Annotated in this window: 14 protein-coding genes; 8 read left to right on the top strand and 6 right to left on the bottom strand. The window is 62.0% G+C overall.

Annotated elements, in window-relative coordinates; all coding sequences use genetic code 11:
• The 8 genes from KGA96_RS19550 to KGA96_RS19515 form a co-directional block, all read left to right on the top strand.
• On the top strand, positions 1 to 684 hold a 684-nt coding region (locus KGA96_RS19550; RefSeq protein ID WP_223514414.1), incomplete at its 5' end, for an ABC transporter permease.
• A gap of 14 nt (positions 685 to 698) precedes the next feature.
• The gene (locus KGA96_RS19545) at positions 699 to 2276 is read left to right on the top strand and encodes an ABC transporter ATP-binding protein (RefSeq protein WP_046038453.1); all 1578 of its coding nucleotides are present in this window, start codon (positions 699 to 701) and stop codon (positions 2274 to 2276) included.
• A gap of 146 nt (positions 2277 to 2422) precedes the next feature.
• The gene (locus tag KGA96_RS19540; protein WP_046038454.1) at positions 2423 to 3829 is read left to right on the top strand and encodes a sigma-54 interaction domain-containing protein; all 1407 of its coding nucleotides are present in this window, start codon (positions 2423 to 2425) and stop codon (positions 3827 to 3829) included.
• Between the two features lie 294 nt (positions 3830 to 4123).
• Complete coding sequence (locus tag KGA96_RS19535) at positions 4124 to 5515, top strand: GntP family permease (protein ID WP_223514411.1); 1392 nt, start codon at positions 4124 to 4126, stop codon at positions 5513 to 5515.
• 7 nt (positions 5516 to 5522) lie between these two features.
• Positions 5523 to 6296, top strand: coding sequence for a 3-hydroxybutyrate dehydrogenase (locus tag KGA96_RS19530; RefSeq protein ID WP_046038456.1), 774 nt, complete (start codon positions 5523 to 5525; stop codon positions 6294 to 6296).
• Between the two features lie 189 nt (positions 6297 to 6485).
• Entirely contained in the window at positions 6486 to 8441 is a 1956-nt protein-coding gene (locus KGA96_RS19525) for an acetoacetate--CoA ligase (protein WP_223514409.1), read from the top strand.
• Between the two features lie 137 nt (positions 8442 to 8578).
• Positions 8579 to 11116 carry a PAS domain-containing sensor histidine kinase gene (locus KGA96_RS19520; protein ID WP_046038459.1) on the top strand — a complete coding sequence of 846 codons (2538 nt, stop codon included), beginning with the start codon at positions 8579 to 8581 and terminating at the stop codon, positions 11114 to 11116.
• 79 nt (positions 11117 to 11195) lie between these two features.
• Entirely contained in the window at positions 11196 to 11471 is a 276-nt protein-coding gene (locus KGA96_RS19515; RefSeq protein ID WP_007898282.1) for a peptidylprolyl isomerase, read from the top strand.
• A 178-nt stretch (positions 11472 to 11649) separates the two neighbouring features.
• On the opposite strand, the gene KGA96_RS19510 is transcribed toward KGA96_RS19515, so the two are convergent.
• From KGA96_RS19510 to KGA96_RS19485, 6 genes are all read right to left on the bottom strand, one after another.
• Complete coding sequence (locus KGA96_RS19510; RefSeq protein WP_223464420.1) at positions 11650 to 12585, bottom strand: sugar kinase; 936 nt, start codon at positions 12583 to 12585, stop codon at positions 11650 to 11652.
• A 130-nt stretch (positions 12586 to 12715) separates the two neighbouring features.
• Positions 12716 to 13933 carry an amino acid deaminase gene (locus KGA96_RS19505; protein WP_223514407.1) on the bottom strand — a complete coding sequence of 406 codons (1218 nt, stop codon included), beginning with the start codon at positions 13931 to 13933 and terminating at the stop codon, positions 12716 to 12718.
• Positions 13934 to 13972: 39 nt separating this feature from the next.
• Positions 13973 to 14737 carry an IclR family transcriptional regulator gene (locus KGA96_RS19500; protein ID WP_223464418.1) on the bottom strand — a complete coding sequence of 255 codons (765 nt, stop codon included), beginning with the start codon at positions 14735 to 14737 and terminating at the stop codon, positions 13973 to 13975.
• Between the two features lie 54 nt (positions 14738 to 14791).
• Positions 14792 to 15181, bottom strand: coding sequence for a RidA family protein (locus KGA96_RS19495; RefSeq protein WP_046038467.1), 390 nt, complete (start codon positions 15179 to 15181; stop codon positions 14792 to 14794).
• A 29-nt stretch (positions 15182 to 15210) separates the two neighbouring features.
• Positions 15211 to 16005 (bottom strand): amino acid ABC transporter ATP-binding protein, encoded by a 795-nt coding sequence (locus KGA96_RS19490; RefSeq protein ID WP_046038469.1) that lies wholly within the window; start codon positions 16003 to 16005, stop codon positions 15211 to 15213.
• Positions 16002 to 16664: an amino acid ABC transporter permease gene (locus tag KGA96_RS19485; RefSeq protein WP_046038470.1), complete on the bottom strand. Its 663-nt coding sequence runs from the start codon at positions 16662 to 16664 to the stop codon at positions 16002 to 16004. The genes KGA96_RS19490 and KGA96_RS19485 overlap by 4 nt, the downstream gene beginning before the upstream one ends.
• Between the last annotated feature and the right edge of the window lie 9 nt (positions 16665 to 16673).

Raw genomic sequence — 16673 nt, 5'->3', positions numbered from 1 at the left:
GTGCCCAGCCCGCCCTCCAGCGTCAACTGGCTGGGCACCGACGACCAGGCACGGGACGTTCTGGCCCGGGTGATCTTCGGGGCCCGGGTGTCAATCCTGTTTGCCTTGATGCTGACCTTTGTCAGTGCCCTGATCGGCATCGCTGCAGGAGCCCTGCAAGGCTATTACGGTGGCTGGGTGGATTTGCTCGGCCAGCGTCTGCTGGAGGTGTGGTCCGGGTTGCCGGTGCTGTACCTGCTGATCATCCTGTCGGGCTTCGTCGAGCCGAATTTCTGGTGGCTGCTGGGGATCATGGCGCTGTTTACCTGGCTGGCCCTGGTGGACGTGGTGCGCGCCGAGTTCCTGCGCGGGCGCAACCTGGAGTACGTCAAGGCCGCCCGCGCGTTGGGCCTGACCGACCGCAAGGTCATCGTGCGGCACATTCTGCCCAACGCCATGAACGCAACCTTGAGCTACCTGCCGTTCATTCTGACCGGGGCGATCTCCACCCTGACGGCACTGGACTTCCTCGGCTTCGGCATGCCTGCCGGTAGTGCGTCCCTGGGCGAACTTATTGGCCAGGGCAAGCAGAACCTGCAAGCGCCATGGCTGGGGCTGACGGCGTTCTTCACCCTGGCGTTGATTCTTTCTTTACTGGTGTTCATTGGCGAAGCCTTGCGCGACGCCTTTGATCCGCGCTCTTGATTCGGAATGTAGAGATGACCAACCTGATCGAAATCCGTGACCTCAGCGTGGCCTTCAGCGGCCAGACCGTAGTGCGCAATCTGTGCCTGGACATCCGCCCCGGCGAGTGCCTGGCGCTGGTGGGCGAATCAGGCTCGGGCAAGTCGGTGACGGCCCACTCGATCCTGCAACTGCTGCCGCAATCCGATACCGAGACGACGGGCAGCATCCGCTATCGCGGCCAGGAACTGGTGGGTGCCGATGCCGGCAAGTTGCGACAACTGCGCGGCAATCGCATCACGATGATTTTCCAGGAGCCGATGACTTCCCTCAACCCGCTGCACAGCATCGAAAAACAGATCGGTGAAACCTTGCTGGTGCACAAAGGCCTGGCGGGCAAGGCTGCGCAAGCGCGGATCCTCGAATTGCTGCACCTGGTGGGCATCCAGAAACCCGAGGAACGCCTCAAGGCCTACCCCCATCAGTTGTCCGGCGGGCAGCGCCAGCGGGTGATGATCGCCATGGCCCTGGCGTGCGAACCGGAGCTGCTGATTGCCGACGAACCGACCACCGCGCTGGATGTGACGGTGCAGCGCAAGATCCTGCTGCTGCTCAAATCCCTGCAACAGCGGTTGGGCATGTCACTGTTGCTGATCAGCCATGACCTCAATCTGGTGCGCAGCATCGCCCAGCGCGTGTGTGTGATGAAGGCCGGGGAAATCGTCGAACAGGCGCCTTGCGAAACACTCTTCACCGAGCCCAAGCACCCTTACAGCTGCGTATTGCTGCACGCCGAACCCGAGGGCGAAGCCTTGCCCCGGGACGAGCGCGAAAACGTACTGGAGGTGGACAACCTGCAGGTGCGGTTTCCCGTCGGGGGAGGCCTGTTCCAGCGCAAGACCTGGTTGCGTGCCGTCGATGGCATCAGCCTGAATATTCAGCGCGGCAAGACCCTGGGCATCGTTGGCGAGTCCGGCTCGGGCAAGTCCACGCTCGGCCAGGCGATCCTGCGCTTGCTCGACTCCGAAGGCGGCATCCGCTTTCAGGGCCAGGCCCTGGATGGCCTGACGCAAAAACAGCTACGGCCATGGCGCAAGAAAATGCAGGTGGTGTTCCAGGACCCTTTTGGCAGCCTCAGCCCGCGAATGTCGGTCGCGCAGATCATCAGCGAAGGCCTGGAAGTGCACAGCCAGTTGAGCACTGAAGAGTGCAATGCCGAAGTGATCCGGGCACTGACCGAAGTCGGCCTTGACCCCCAAAGTCGCCATCGCTATCCCCACGAATTTTCCGGCGGCCAGCGTCAGCGCATCGCCATCGCCCGGGCGCTGGTGCTGAAGCCAGCGCTGATCCTGCTCGACGAACCGACCTCGGCGCTGGACCGCACAGTGCAGAAACAAGTGGTTGCCCTGCTCCGCCAGCTTCAGGAAAAATACGGACTGACCTATCTGTTCATCAGCCATGACCTGGCAGTGGTCCGCGCCCTGGCCCACGACATGATCGTGATCAAGGACGGCAAAGTGGTGGAACGCGGCGCCAGCCACGAGGTGTTTGACTCACCACAGCATCCGTACACCAAGGAGCTGTTGGCGGCGGCGATGTTGGGGCAGGCATAATCCGTTGCATGAAGTTGGACCGAGGCGCGGCCATCGCGAGCAGGCTCGCTCCCACAGTTGATCTGTGTCGTTCACAAATCCCCTGTAGGAGCGAGCCTGCTCGCGAAGAGGCCGGCACAGGCAAAACATAATCAGGATCAGCCCCCATGAACACCACCGAAAGCCTCAAGGACTACCAGCGCGTTCGCCTGCTGGCGATCCGTTCGTTGTTCGAAATCATCGAGCAATCGAGTGAAGGCACGGTGATTGTCGACCGCGATGCCAACATCGTCTGGATGAATGAGCGCTACGCCCGGCGCTTCGGCCTGCAATCGGCCGAGGTCGCGATCGGCAAGCCCTGCGAAAGCGTGATCCCCGGCAGCCTGCTGCGTGAGGTGGTGCGCACCGGCCGACCGATTCTGCTGGATATGCAAGACACCTCTAAAGAGCCGCTGGTGGTCATGCGCCTGCCGATTCACGACGATGCCGGCGTGGTGATCGGCGCTATCGGGTTCGCCCTGTTCGACGAGTTGCGCAGCCTGTCGCCAATGCTCAAGCGCTACATGAACATGCAGGAAGAACTGGCCTCCACCCGCTCGCTGCTGCGGGCGCGGCAGACCAAATACAACTTCGCCCACTTCATCGGCACCAGCGCCGCCAGCCTGGAAGTCAAACGCCGCGCCCGACGCAGTGCAAGCACCGAATCGCCGGTGCTGCTGCTCGGCGAAACCGGCACCGGCAAGGAACTGCTGGCCCAGGCGATCCACAATGCCTCGCCCCGCGCGCACAAGGCATTCGTGAGCATCAACAGCGCGGCGATCCCTGAATCGTTGCTGGAAGCCGAGTTCTTCGGCACCGCCCCGGGTGCGTTTACCGGTGCCGACCGCAGGGGCCGCGCCGGCAAATTGCAGATCGCCCAAGGCGGCACACTGTTCTTGGACGAAATCGGCGACATGCCACTGCCCCTGCAAAGCAAACTGTTGCGGGTGTTGCAGGAAAAGGAATTCGAACCGGTGGGCTCCAACGAAGTGATCCAGAGCGATGTGCGAGTGATCGCCGCGACCTCAACGGACCTTGAGGCCGCGATCAAACGCGGCGAATTCCGTGCCGACTTGTACTACCGGCTCAACGTGCTGCCGATCCAGGTTCCGCCCCTGCGCGACCGCCTCGATGACGTGCCGGCGCTCAGTGAAGCGATTCTCGAAGAACTGCGCAGCCAGCATGAACTGCACCACGAAGCCCTGGAACTGTTGGGCCAACACGCCTGGCCGGGGAACATCCGGGAGCTACGCAATGTGCTGGAGCGGGCCGCGCTGCTCAGTGATGACTTGCGCCTGACGACCGCGGATATCCGCGCGGCGATTGGTACGTTCACGCCGGTGGAACGCGTGGCGCCATTGACCATCGAACCGCTTGCCCATGAAACGTTCAGTGCAGCGCGGGAGCGATTTGACCGGCAATTGATCGAAACCACCCTCGCGCAATGCGGGGGCAAGGTGGTTGATGCAGCGACGCGGCTGGGGCTGGGCCGGTCGACGTTGTACAAGAAGATGGTGGCGTTGGGGATTGCCTAATCTCCATAAAGAGACACATATCTCCATTGTTAGACAGACCATCGCGATCAGGCTCGCTCCTGCAAGAGACCACACTCTACTGATCAGCTCGGTCAACTGTAGGAGCGAGCCTGCTCGCGAAGAGGCCAGCACTGCCAAAGAAAGTCTCAAACTAGAGACAAAAACACCTGACCAGCTCACAGAACTTTAAATATATCCTTATATTTCAACAACTTAAGCATATGGCACAAAACTAGCTATACGCCTCTCCTACCAGGCTTCACCCAACAAAAATAACAACCCAGGAGACACACCATGAGTGTGATCATTGCCTTGGCAGCCCTCGCGCTGCTGATGCTGGCTGCCTACCGTGGCTACAGCGTTATCCTTTTTGCCCCGATTGCCGCCCTCGGCGCTGTCCTGCTGACTGACCCGTCTGCCGTCGCCCCCGCTTTCACCGGGGTGTTCATGGAAAAAATGGTCGGTTTCATCAAGTTGTATTTCCCGGTATTCCTGCTCGGCGCGGTGTTCGGCAAGCTGATCGAACTGTCCGGTTTCTCGCGCGCCATCGTCGCGGCAGCGATTCGCCTGCTCGGCACCCGCCAGGCGATGCTGGTGATCGTGCTGGTCTGCGCCCTGCTGACCTACGGCGGCGTATCGTTGTTTGTGGTGGTGTTCGCGGTCTATCCGTTTGCCGCTGAAATGTTCCGCCAGAGCAACATCCCCAAGCGGCTGATCCCGGCGACCATTGCCCTGGGCGCCTTCTCGTTCACCATGGACGCCCTGCCCGGCACCCCGCAGATCCAGAACATCATCCCCAGCACCTTCTTCAACACCACCGCCTGGGCGGCGCCGTGGCTGGGTGTGATCGGCACGATCTTCGTGTTCTGCGCCGGCATGCTGTTTCTCCAGCGCCAGCGCAACAAGGCTCAGCGCTCCGGTGAAGGCTATGGTTCGGACCTGCGCAACGAACCGGAAACCGCCGCCGACCTCAAGCTGCCCAACCCGTGGCTGGCGCTCTCGCCGCTGCTGGCGGTGGGCATCATGAACCTTTTGTTCACCCACTGGATTCCGCAGGTATACGGCAAGACCCACAGCCTCGCGCTGCCGGGCATGGCCGCGCCGGTGACCACGGACATCGCCAAGCTCACGGCGATCTGGGCCGTACAGGCTGCGCTGTTGGTAGGCATCCTCATGGTGCTGGCGTTCGGCTACAAGGCGATCAGCCGCAAGCTGGCCGAAGGCAGTAAAAGTGCGGTCAGCGGTGCGCTGCTGGCGGCGATGAACACCGCTTCGGAATATGGTTTCGGTGCCGTGATCGCGTCCTTGCCGGGCTTTCTGGTGCTGGCCGACTGGCTCAAGAGCATTCCCAACCCACTGGTCAACGAAGCGATTACCGTGACCCTGCTGGCCGGCATTACCGGCTCCGCCTCGGGCGGCATGAGCATCGCGCTGGCGGCAATGTCCGAGCAGTTCATCAGCGCCGCCCATGCGGCGAACATTCCCCTGGAAGTGCTGCACCGGGTCGCTGCGATGGCCAGCGGCGGCATGGACACCCTGCCGCACAACGGCGCGGTGATTACCCTGCTGGCGGTCACCGGGTTGACCCACCGCGAGGCTTACAAAGACATTTTCTGTATTACGCTGATCAAGACCCTGGCGGTTTTCGTGGTGATCGGCACCTTCTACGCCACTGGCATTGTGTGAGGTATTCATGACGACTCTTTCCGGCAAGACCGCACTGGTCACCGGCTCCACCAGCGGCATCGGTCTGGGGATCGCCCTCAGCCTGGCCAAGGCCGGGGCCGACCTGATCCTCAACGGTTTTGGCGATGCCTCCCAAGTGATCACCCAAGTGCAACAGTTCGGCGGCAAGGTCGGCCATCACCCGGCCGATGTCAGCGATCCGGCACAAATTGCCGACATGATCGCCTACGCCGAGCGCGAGTTCGGTGGCGTCGACATTCTGGTCAACAACGCAGGCATTCAACACGTTGCAGCGGTGGATGAGTTCCCGGTGGAGCGCTGGGATTCGATCATCGCCATCAACCTGTCGTCGGTGTTCCACAGCACCCGCTTGAGCTTGCCGGGCATGCGCGCCAAGGGCTGGGGCCGGGTGATCAACATTGCCTCGGTGCATGGTCTGGTCGGTTCGGTGGGCAAGTCAGCCTATGTCGCCGCCAAGCACGGGGTGATCGGCTTGACCAAAGTGGTCGCGCTGGAAACCGCGACCACCCAGGTCACCTGCAACGCAATTTGCCCAGGCTGGGTATTGACGCCGCTGGTGCAGAAGCAGATTGATGATCGTGCCGCCAACGGGGTTGACCCGCAGCAGGCGCAACATGATTTGCTCGCGGAAAAGCAGCCATCGCTGGAATTCGTGACACCGCCGCAGCTGGGTGAACTGGTGTTGTTCCTGTGCAGCGAAGCCGGCAGCCAGGTGCGGGGTGCGGCGTGGAATGTTGATGGTGGGTGGTTGGCGCAGTGACTGTCGTTTGCTTTTGTGGCGAGGGAGCTTGCTCCCGCTGGGTGGCGAAGCCGCCCCATAAGTCTCACAGACAAAAACCGGTTGTCTGGATTTGCGACTGCTACGCAGCCGAGCGGGAGCAAGCTCCCTCGCCACAAGAGCCTGTTCCACATCAGCCTGTGTGAAGGCATAAAGAAGAAGAGGCAAACCATGTCCGACATCCTCTGGCAACCCGACGCCAAACGCATTGGCAAGACCCGCATGGAGGCCTTTCGGCGCTTCGTCAATCAGCGATACCACCTCAAGATCGACGACTACCCGGCCCTGCACCAGTGGTCCATCGAGCAACGCCCGGACTTCTGGCAGGCCATCGTCGATTTCTTCGACATCCGCTTCCACGAGCAACCCGACGCCGTGCTGCTCGAAGGCCCGTGGATGCCCAGCGCCCAATGGTTCCCCGGTGCAACGCTGAACTTTGCCGAACACCTGCTACAGCGTCGCGACGATGCGATCGCCGTGATAGCCGTTGGCGAAAACGGTCAGCGTGACCATTTGACCTGGGCCGAACTGGCCGAACAGGTCGCCGGTTTTCAGAATGGCTTGATCGCCGCCGGCGTCGGTGTAGGCGACCGGGTCGCCGCCTGCATGCCCAACACCTGGCAAACCCTGGTGGCCATGCTCGCCACCACCAGCCTTGGCGCTATCTGGTCCTGTTCTTCGCCGGACTTCGGCACCCAAGGGGTGGTTGACCGGTTCGGCCAGATCGAACCGAAAGTGCTGGTGACTTGCGCTGGTTACCGCTATGCCGGCAAGGAGATCAACCAGACCGCCAAGGTCAACGAAATCCTCGAGCGCCTGCCTTCCCTGCAACAGTTGATCGTCGTGCCTTACGCACGTCCACATGCACACATCGAAGAATTCCGCACCCAGGCCAATGTGACGCTGTGGGACGATTTCTACGAACCCGGCGGCGAACCGGATTTCGTCCCGGTGCCCTTCGCCCATCCGCTGTACATCCTCTATTCCAGCGGTACCACCGGCGTGCCCAAATGCATCATCCACAGTACCGGCGGCGTGTTGCTGCAACACGTCAAGGAGCACGGCCTGCATGGCGATCTCGGCCCCGGTGAACGGCTGTTCTACTACACCACCTGTGGCTGGATGATGTGGAACTGGCTGGTGTCGGCGCTGGCGACAGGCAGCTCCGTGGTGCTGTACGACGGCTCGCCGTTCCAGCCCGAGCCGCAACGCTTGATCGACCTGATCGACGACGAACGCGTCAGCGTCTTCGGCACCAGCCCCAAATATCTCGCGACCCTGGAAAGCAGTGGTATCAAGCCGCGTGAAAGTCATGACCTGGGCAGCCTCAAGACGTTGCTCTGCACCGGCTCGGCACTGTCGCCGCAGAGTTACGACTACGTCTATCGCGACTTCAAGGCTGACGTGTGCCTGGCCTCGATGTCCGGCGGTACCGACATCGTCTCGTGCTTCGTCAACGGCAACCCGATGTCGCCCGTGCGGCGCGGTGAAATCATGGGCAAGAGCCTGGGCATGGCCGTCGAAGTGTGGAACGACGAAGGCCACCCGGTGATCGGCGAAAAAGGTGAGCTGGTCTGCACCCGGCATTTCCCGGCGATGCCCATTGGCCTGTGGAACGACCCCGACGGCGAGAAACTGCGCCAATCCTATTTCAGCCTGTTCCCCGGCGTCTGGGCCCAAGGGGATTACGCCGAACAACTGCCCCATGGCGGGATGATGATCCACGGTCGCTCCGATGCCGTGCTCAACCCCGGTGGCGTGCGCATCGGCACGGCGGAAATCTATCGCCAGGTGGAGAAAGTCCCCCAGGTGCTCGACAGCGTGGCGATCGGCCAACAGTGGCAGGATGACGTGCGGGTGGTGCTGTTCGTACGCTTGCGCGACGGGTTCGAACTGGACGAGGCACTGCAACAGCAGATCCGCGAGACGATTCGCGCCAACACCACGCCCCGTCATGTGCCGGCGAAGATTGTCGCGGTGACGGACATCCCCCGGACCATCAGCGGCAAGGTCGTTGAGTTGGCGGTGCGCAATGTGGTGCATGGGCAGAAGGTGAAAAACACCGATGCGCTGGCCAACCCCGAAGCGCTGGAGCAGTACCGAAACAGACCCGAACTCCAGGATTGAAATGGGATTACCGGTGGGAGCGAGCTTGCTCCCACAGGGTACCGTGTCGCCTACCGCTCACCCTGACGGGTCCTCCACAATCGACCACCTGTGCAAGAATAGACGCCAGCTATAGCGAATTGGCGCAGGACTCCCAGATGAACGCAACACCAACCGCCAGCGATGCCCAGGCCTTGATCGCCCGAATCGACTGGGCCAGCAGCCCGCTGGGCGCTGCCAGCACTTGGCCACAAAGCCTGCGAACCGCCGTGGACATCGTCATTCACTCACCGATGCCGATGCTGCTGCTATGGGGTCCGCAACTGACGCAGATCTATAACGACGGCTTTGCCCTGCTCGCCGGAAGCAAGCATCCACACGCCTTTGGACAACCGGCACACCTGATCTGGCCAGAGTTGCAAGACTTTACCGACCCGATCTACGACGCCGTCCTGCAAGGTCAGGTGCGAACCTACAGCGAGCAGCGCTTTACCCTGCAACGCGGGGGCCGGGAATCCGACTTCTGGCTCGACCTGACCTACAGCCCGATCCGCGACGAAAGTGCCGAGGTGTCCGGGATCCTGGTCACCGCCATCGAAACCAACGAACGCCGGCGCATCGCCCTCGAACTCGAACAGCGCTCGGCGGCCAGCCTCAAGGCTCAGCGTGAAACCGAGGAGCGCCTGCAACTGGCCCTCGCCGCCACCGATGCGGTCGGTACCTGGGACTGGGACATCAGTGAGGACCGTTTCATCGCCGATGCGCATTTTGCCCAGCTGCACGGCATCGACCCGGCCATGGCCAGTCAGTTACCGATCACTGAATACCTGCACGGTGTACACCCCGAAGACCGCGCCCTGATCGCCCGCAGCATCAAGCATTGCATCACCCACGGCAGCGAATACGCCGAGGAGTATCGCCTGCTGCAAACCGACGGCCAGATGCGCTGGGTGTTTGCCCGCGGTCGCTGCTACAAGGATCACCATGGCCGGCCGATGCGCTTCCTCGGCGCGGCCCTGGACCTGACCGAGCGCAAACACACCGAACAGGCCTTGCGCCAAAGCCAGACCGAGCTGCAACTGATCATCAACGCCATGCCGATCCTGATCAGCTACGTCGACCGCGAAGAACGCTTTCGCCTGAACAATGCGGCGTACCTGGACTGGTACGGGCTGACGCCGCAAGAGCTTTACGGGCGAACCATTCTTGAAGTGCTCGGCGAAGAAGCCTATGCACTGCGCGCCCCGCACATCACTGAGGCGCTGTCCGGCCGGCCCTGCTGCTTCAGCATCAGCACGCCACACCGCGACGGCAGCGTCCGCCAGGCCCTAACGAATTACTTGCCACGCCATGGTGCGGATGGCGCGGTGAACGGTTTCTACATCTTCGTGATCGACGAAACCGAACGCAAAAAGACCGAAGAAGCCCTGCTCAACCTCAACGAAACCCTTGAGGAACGGGTTGTCGCGCGCACCCGCCAACTCGCCGAAGCCAACGAGCGCCTGCAGAACGAGATGTGCGAGCGCGAGCGTGCCGAAGAGGCCTTGCGCCATGCGCAGAAAATGGAAGCGGTCGGCCAGCTTACCGGTGGCATCGCCCATGACTTCAACAACATGCTCACCGGCATCATCGGCAGCCTCGACCTGATGCAACGCTACATTGCCGACGGCCGCGCCAGCGAGATCGGTCGTTTCACCGAAGCGGCCGTGTCCTCGGCCAACCGTGCCGCCGCCCTCACCCATCGCTTGCTGGCGTTCTCCCGGCGTCAGTCGCTCAACCGCAAGCCGCTGAACCCCAACGAGTTGATTCACTCGCTCGTAGACTTGTTCAGGCGTACCAAGGGCGACCACATCGAACTCAACGTGCAACTGGCCGAGGACATCTGGCGGGTCAGTACCGATGTCAGCCAGCTGGAAAACGCCTTGCTAAACCTGGTGATCAACGCCCGGGACGCCATGCCCGATGGTGGCGAGTTGCAGATCGAAACCGCCAACCTGTACCTCGACGGCAGCGACATCACCACCCTGGAGCCGGTCAAGGCCGGTGACTACGTGATGATTGCCGTCAGCGACAACGGCACCGGCATGACGCCCTCGGTTCTGGCCAAGGCATTCGACCCGTTCTTCACCACCAAGCCCATCGGCCAGGGCACCGGTTTGGGCTTGTCGATGATTTACGGTTTTGCCCAGCAAACGGGGGGCCACGTCAGTCTGTTCAGCCTGCCCGGACGGGGCACCAGCGTGCGCTTGTACCTGCCGCGCCTGCATTCAACCGAACCGGATCAAGTCCTGTCGCCCGTCGTCGGCGAAGCACCGGCGGCGATTGCCGGCGAAACCGTGATGCTGGTCGAGGACGATGCGGCGGTACGCATGCTGGTGCTGGACCTGCTCAAGGAGCTCGGTTACCGCGCCCATGAAGCCGAAGATGCCAAGGGCGCCCTGCCGCTGCTGGAGTCGGACCTGCGGGTGGACCTGCTGGTGACCGACGTCGGGTTGCCGGGCATGAACGGCCGCCAACTGGCGGAAATCGCCCGTCAGCATCGTCCCGAACTGAAAGTGCTGTTCATGACCGGTTACGCCGAGATCGCCGCCGAACGCCAGGGTTTCCTCGAAGAAGGCATGGACATGGTGGCCAAGCCGTTTTCCATCGACCTGTTGGCCAACAAGATTCGCACGATGATCAGTCAACCGGACTGAGTTGAGGCATAATCCCGCGCCCCCCCGCTGCCACACACATAGCCACCCTCATAGCCACCACCGTTGCAAGGTACCGCCGATGAAAGCTCAAGCCCGCCATATTCTGGTGAAAACCTCGGAAGAAGCCGAGCAGCTCAAACAACGCATCGCCAAGGGCGAAGCGTTCGATGTGCTGGCCAAGAAGTATTCTACCTGCCCATCGGGCAAGCGCGGCGGCGATCTCGGCGAAGTGCGACCGGGGCAGATGGTTGGCGTGATCGATGCGGTGATCTTCAAGAAACCACTGCGGGTGGTGCATGGGCCGATCAAGAGCAAGTTCGGGTATCACCTGGTGCAGGTGTTTTACCGGGATTGAGTGGCTGGTCAGGCCCCTGTGGCGAGGGGGCTTGCCCCCGCTCGGCTGCGCAACAGTCGCAAACCCTGCACAGTCGGTGTGTCATCAAAATCAGATCCAGCAGGTTTTGGGGCTGCTTCGCAACCCAACGGGGGCAAGCCCCCTCGCCACAAAAGCTCCTTCGCCACAGATAATGGATTCAATCCCTTGGAATCAGCGCCCCCGGCACCTGAATCACCCGGCTCGCCAACCGATGCCCAGCCTCGGCGGCGTCCGCAGGGCTGCCGCCCTTGAGCCGCGAAGCCAGATACGCCGCACTGAAAGAATCCCCCGCCGCCGTGGTGTCCACCACCCGCTCGACCTTCTGCGCCGGCACCTCGAACGACTCGCCATCACAACGAATCAGGCACGCCTGGGCGCCGCGCTTGAGCACCACTTCCGGCGTACCGATCTGCTCATACGCGGCAAACACCGCGTCACAATCGGCATAGCCAAACAACGCCTGTTCGTCCTCCACCGTCAGCAACGCCATGTCGACATGTGGCAGCACGCTGCGATATGCCGCCCGGGCATCCTCGACCGATGCCCACAGCCGTGGTCGGTAGTTGTTGTCGAAGACGATCCGCGCATCGCGCTGGCGGGCTTCGATCAGGGTTTCCAGCAGTTTTTCCCGGCCTTGCACGCCGAGTACCGCCAGAGTGATGCCGCTGAAGTACAGCACGTCGTAATCCGGCAGCGCAGCGAGGATCGGCGCGGCAGCCGGGGTGGTGAAGCAATCGCGTACCGCCGCTTCGTTGCGCCAGTACAGAAAGCGTCGCTCGCCGGCGGCGTCAGTCTGGATGCAATACAAACCCGGCAGGCGTCCGGGCAGACGCTGAACCATGCCGAGCCCGATATTTTCCGCAGCCCAACTCTGGCACATCGCGTCGCTGAAACTGTCATCGCCCAAGGCGGTGACATAGTCCACGGAGCCGTCCTCTCCCAGTTCCCGGGACAGGTACACCGCCGTATTCAAGGTATCGCCGCCGAAGCTTTGTTGCAGGCTGCCATCGGCGCGATGCTGCAACTCGATCATGCATTCGCCGATCAGAGCGATGCGTGGAGTGTTGGGGCCCAGGGTGTTGATGGTGTTCATTGTTGTGGGGTCTCTGGTGTTTCTTTGTTGTCTGGTTGGGCCTCATCGCGAGCAAGCTCGCTCCCACATTGGAATGCGTTCCCCTGTGGGAGTGAGCCTGCTCGCGATGGCCGCGCCTCGGTCCTGAGCCTTAGAAACAGGTTTCCATGGTCTCGATGACATTCAGTTGCTCATCCACCAGGCAACCGACACGCCACTTGTCGAACGTCAGGCACGGGTGCGAAGTGCCGAACGAAATGATGTCGCCCACCCGCAGATCAACCCCCGGCGCCACGGTCATGAATGCATGCTGGTCCATCACCGCGGTCACCTTGCAGGCGCTCACATCATCGCCGTTGGCTGGCACCACGCCCGCCTTGTAGCGCAACAACGGCACCGGCAAACCGGCGTCGTAGGCCACATCGCGCTTGCCCAGGGCAATCACCGCAAACCCCGGCTCCGGCAACGACTGCACGTGCGCCCACACTTCCAGCGCAGGACGCAGGCCTTCGTGCAGGTCGCTGCGACGGTCGAGCACGCAGCACTGCGCTTCCTTGTAGATGCCATGGTCGTGAGCCACATAGCTGCCGGGACGCAGCACGCTGAGGAAACGCCCTGCGGCGTTCTGCGCTTCGAAGGACTCGGCAATCAGGTCATACCAGGCCGAACCCGACGCGGTGATGATCGGCTTGGCAATGGCGAAGGCTCCGCTGTCCTGCAACTGCACCGCCAGGCGCACCAGTGATGCGGCGAAATCGCGGATACCGGTCACCGCGTGATCGCCATGGATCACGCCTTCGTAGCCTTCGATCCCGGTCAGGACCAGCGCCGGTTGCGCGCCGATGGCCTTGGCCAGATCGAGCACTTCCTGCTCACTACGGCAACCGCAACGACCACCGACCACGCCGTATTCGATCATGACGTTCAGGCGCACGCCACGGGAGGCGAAGTAGGCGCCGAGGTCGGCGACGTTGTCCGGGTGGTCGACCATGCAATAGAAGTCGAATGTCGGGTCGGCCAGCAGGTCGGCAATCAGCGCCATGTTCGGCGTGCCGACCAACTGGTTGGCCATCAGCACCCGGCGTACACCATGGGCGTAGGCGGCACGGGTTTGCGTGGCACTGGCCAGGGTGATGCCCCAGGCACCGGCGTCCAGTTGGCGGCGGAACAACGCCGGAGTCATGCTGGTTTTGCCATGGGGCGCCAGTTCCGCGCCGCTGTCGCTGACGAACGCCTGCATCCAGCGGATGTTGTGTTCCAGCGCCTCGCGGTGCAGTACCAGCGCAGGCAGGCTGACGTCACGCACCAGGCTGGCGCCCTTGGGCGCGGTGCCTTTTTCCACGGCGGCAGTATTGGGGGCAGAAGACATGGTCGAACTCCTCGTTCACGCGGCCGCAGGCAGCCGCTGTTATTCGTTGATGCGACGGGCCAGGCTGTTGGCGCTTTCGATCAGCACCCGGCGATAGTCGTTGTAGTTTTTCTTCGCATCGGCCCGTGGCGCGACGATGCACAGGGTCGCGATGGCCACGCCGTTGGGGTCTTTGACCGGCGCGGCGAAGCAATGGGTAAAGGTGTCGGCGACGCTATCGAAGGAAAAGAAACCATCGATACCGGCCTGACGGATTTCCTTGAGGAATTGCTCCAGCGGCAAGCGTTCGCCGTCGGGCAGGATGAAGTCGTCGTGGTCGATCAGGTCGACGATTGCCTGGTCGCTCAGGTGCGCCAGCAACAGGCGCCCGGAGGCGGTCCAGGGGATGGGCGCGTTTTCGCCGATGTCCGAGGAAATGCGGAAATGCCGCTCACCTTCCTTCATCAGCGCCACGGTGTATTTGCGCCCGTTGAGCAGGCACATCTGCGCAGTTTCATGGGTCTGGCTGACGATGTCCTGCAAGGCGTGATCGGCCTCGCGGGTCAGGTCGAAATGCCGCAAGTGAGCCTGCCCGAGAAAATACAACTGGCGACCGAGGTAGACATGACCGTCCTTGCCCACCGGCTCCAGGATCCGACGCTCCAGCAGCGAGGCCACCAGTTCGTAGACCGTGGATTTGGGGCTGCCGATGCCGTTGGCGATGTCGTTCGGGCGCAGGGGCTGGCCGATTTCCTTGAGGAAATCGAGGATATCGAACGCCCGGTCCAGACCGCGTGCCCGGCGCTTGATGGTGTCTTCGGTCATTTCAGTGCTTCCCATTCATAGTCGCCGGGAGTTTACCCAGAGTGTCGCGCTGACTCAGGCCTTTTTCTTGTACGCAATACAGTCGATCTCGACCTTGCAGTCGACCATCATGTTCGCCTGCACGCAGGCCCGGGCCGGGGCGTGTTCGGGTTTGAAGTACTCGGAGAAGACCTTGTTGAAACTCGTGAAATCCCGCGGATCCTCCAGCCACACGCCAGCACGCACCACGTCTTCCAGGCCGAAACCTGCCTCTTCGAGAATCGCGATCAGGTTCTTCATGGTCTGGTGGGTCTGTTCGACAATGCCGCCAGTAATGATCTCGCCGTCCACCGCCGGCACCTGCCCGGAAACGTGCAGCCAGCCATCGGCTTCAACGGCGCGGGCGAAAGGGCGAGGCTGACCGCCAGCGGCGGTGCTGCCGGTGCCGTAACGAGTAATGCTCATGGGTGTTTCTCCTGATTGAAAATTGAAGGTTAAAAACGGGTGCTTTTGAGAAATTCCGCCAGTCGTGGCGATTGCGGGCGTTCGAACAGGTCCTTGGGTGGCCCCTGCTCTTCGATACGCCCCTGATTCATGAAAACGATCTTGTCCGAGACCTCGAATGCAAAGCGCATTTCGTGGGTCACCAGCAGCATGGTCATGCCGTCTTCGGCCAGACCCTTGATCACGCTCAACACTTCGCCCACCAGTTCCGGATCGAGGGCCGAGGTCACTTCGTCGAACAGCATCAGGCTCGGGTTCATCGCAATCGCCCGGGCGATCGCCACGCGCTGCTGCTGACCGCCCGACAATTGACCGGGAAAGTGATCGCGACGCTCCAGCAGGCCAACGCGCTCCAGCCATTTCTCGGCCAGGGCCACGGCCTCGTCCTTGTGCAGCTTTTTGACCTTGAGCAGGCCCAGGGTGACGTTCTGCAATGCGGTCAGGTGCGGGAACAGGTTGAACTGCTGGAACGCCATGCCGGTCATGGCGCGATGGCGGGCAATGACTCTTTCCGCGTGGCGAATGCGTTTGCCGTTGACCTCGTCATAGCCGATGGATTCACCGTCGAGCAGGATCTGCCCGCCCTGAAACTCCTCGAGCATGTTCACGCAACGCAGCAGCGTGGTCTTGCCCGAGCCGCTGGAGCCGATCAGCGTCACCACATTGCCGCGCTGCATGCTCAGGTCGACGCCCTTGAGCACTTCGAGCTGGTCGTAACGCTTGTGCAGGCCGCGAATGTCCAGCAGCGGTTGGCCGTTTTGTGCATGGGTTTGAGTCTGAGTCATGGCAAAGCCACCCGCTTTTCAATGTGCCGGCCGAGTAACTCGATGCCGTAGTTGATGACGAAGAACAGGAAACCGGCGAACAGGTAAAACTCCAGGGTCATGAACGTCCGGGCAATGATCTGCTGGGTGCTGAGCAGCAATTCCGCCACGCCGATCACCGACAACAGGGTCGAGGCCTTGACGATCTCGGTGGACGAGTTGACCCAGGTCGGCAGGATCTGCCGCAACGCCTGGGGCAACAGCACGTAGCCGAGAGCCTGGTAGAACGTCAGGCCGATGGCCTTGCTCGCCTCCATCTGCCCGCGCGGCAATGCCTGCAACGCACCGCGCACGATCTCGGCGACATGGGAGCCGCAGAACAGCGTCAAACCCAGTGCACCGGCCTGGAACGCGCTGATCTGCCAGCCCAGTGCCGGCGCCATGTAAAAGCACGCCAGCACCAGCACGAACACCGGCGTACCGCGAATCACATCGACATAAAAACGAAACGGTGCGCGCATCCAGAATTTGCCGTAGGTCAACACCAGACCGGTGACGACGCCAACGAGCGTGCCGAGCAGAATCGCCAGCACCGACACCTGGACACTGGTCAGGAAGCCCTGCCACAGCACTTCCCGCGCCACCCACAACTCATGCAACCAACTGGGGGATTCGTACATGGGGGCCTC

This window comes from Pseudomonas sp. GL-R-26, from assembly GCF_019947365.1.
Classification (GTDB): Bacteria; Pseudomonadota; Gammaproteobacteria; order Pseudomonadales; family Pseudomonadaceae; genus Aquipseudomonas.
The sequence above is the reverse complement of the archived record's forward strand: the minus strand, read 5'-3'. Positions and strand labels throughout refer to the sequence as shown.